The sequence below is a fragment of the Nocardioides sp. P5_C9_2 genome (assembly GCF_054049555.1).
This window is the reverse complement of the sequence record NZ_JBFUMD010000614.1, coordinates 1-1,873: the sequence shown is the minus strand read 5'-3', so window position 1 is coordinate 1,873 and position 1,873 is coordinate 1. Positions and strand designations below refer to the sequence as shown.

The following is a 1,873-nucleotide window of genomic DNA, read 5'->3' as shown; positions in this document are numbered from 1 at the left end:
ATTTCCCGGAGCCCGACCTCGGCTCCGGTGATTGCAGGACCCACGCGGCGCCGTTTTCGCGCCGGTTGGGGCGACGGGGGAGAATCGCGGCGTGACCACCCCCACTGCCACCGACGTCCTCGTGGTCGGCGCCGGACCCGCGGGATCCGCGGCCGCCGCCTGGAGCGCCCGGGCCGGGCTCGACACGGTGCTGGTGGATGCGCAGGTCTTCCCGCGCGACAAGACGTGCGGCGACGGGCTCACCCCACGCGCCATCGGCGAGATGCAGCGGCTGGGCCTGGAGGACTGGTTGCGCGCCCACACGGTCAACCACGGGCTGCGCGCCCACGGCTTCGGCCAGACGCTGCTGCTCCCGTGGCCGTCCGTCCCCGGCAGCAGCCTCCCGTCGTGGGGGTCCGCGGTGGCCCGCACCGAGCTCGACGACCACCTGCGCGACGTGGCCATCAAGAGCGGTGCGCTGGCCCTCGACGGCGTCCGCGCGGTCGACGTACGCATGGAGGGGTCGCGGGTCGCGGCCGTCGTGTTCCGGCKTGGCGAGGACACCTTCGAGATGGCCTGCCAGCGGCTCGTGGTGGCCGACGGCGTGCGCTCCCCGCTCGGCAAGCTGCTGGGCCGCGAGTGGCACCGCGACACGGTGTACGGCGTCGCCGGCCGGGCCTACATCGCCTCGGAGATGTCCGACGACCCGTGGATCAGCTCGCACCTGGAGCTGCGCGGCGAGGACGGCGAGATCCTCAGCGGCTACGGCTGGATCTTCCCGCTCGGGCAGGGCTCGACCGGTGAGGGGGAGGTGAACATCGGCGTGGGCACCCTGGCGACGTCCAGGCGTCCGGCCAAGATCGCGGTCAAGCCGCTCATGTCCTACTACGCCGACCAGCGACGCGACGAGTTCCGGCTGTCCGGGGAGCTGCGCATGCCGACGTCGGCGCTGCTGCCGATGGGCGGGGCGGTCTCCCACGTCGCCGGCGAGAACTGGGCGCTGGTCGGCGACGCCGCCGGCTGCGTCAACCCGCTCAACGGGGAGGGCATCGACTACGGCCTCGAGACCGGCCGGTTCGTGGCCGAGGCGATGGCCGACGGGGAGCACCTCGGCACCGTGTGGCCGGCCGTGCTGCGCGAGCACTACGGCGAGTCCTTCTCCATCGCCCGTCGGCTCGCCGGGGTGGCCACCGTGCCCCGGGTCGTCGCCGCGCTCGGCCCGGCCGGGATGCGCTCGGACTGGCTGATGACCCTGGCCCTGCGCTGGATGGGCAACCTCGTCGACGACGAAGACCGCGACCGGGCCGCCCGGGTGTGGCGCTGGGCAGGTCGCCGCTCGATCGCCCGCGACGCGCGGCCACCCTTCGCCTGAGCGAGCACGCCCGCGCGGATACCCTCCCGCTGACACGATCCGCGGCGGGGGCCAGATCCGAAGAGAGCGCATGAGCGAGGCCTGCTACCGGACGACCAACGCCCTGGGGCGCGCGGCTCTGCGGCTGCTGCGGGTGGACACCCGCTGGACCGGCGCGGAGCACCTGCCGACCAGCGGGCCCGTCCTGCTGGCGGCCACCCACGTGAGCTACCCGGACTTCCTCTTCCTGGAGCAGGCCGCGATCGCGCGGCAGCGCTACCTGCGGTTCCTGTGCCGCCACGACGTGTGGCGGGTGCCGGGGGTGCGGACCGCGATGGACCGCATGCAGCACGTCCCGGTCGACCGGGAGGCCCCCGCGGCGGCCTACCTCCGCGCGCGGAGCCTGCTGCGCGCCGGGGAGGCCGTCTGCGCCTTCCCCGAGGCGGGCGTCTCCCACTCCTACACCGTGCGCTCGCTGATGCGGGGGGTCGCTGGGCTGGCCCGCGAGACCGGCGTCCCGGTGGTGCCCGTGGCGCTGTGGGG

2 protein-coding genes are annotated in these 1,873 nt (G+C 74.6%); both read left to right on the top strand.

Translation table 11 applies throughout. From position 1 onward, the window contains the following. Positions 1 to 91: 91 nt before the first annotated feature. Positions 92 to 1,351 carry a geranylgeranyl reductase family protein gene (locus ACXJKL_RS20245; protein ID WP_457208791.1) on the top strand — a complete coding sequence of 420 codons (1,260 nt, stop codon included), beginning with the start codon at positions 92 to 94 and terminating at the stop codon, positions 1,349 to 1,351. 70 nt (positions 1,352 to 1,421) lie between these two features. After that, the coding region (locus tag ACXJKL_RS20240) for a lysophospholipid acyltransferase family protein (protein WP_457208790.1) at positions 1,422 to 1,873 on the top strand (452 nt) is incomplete at its 3' end.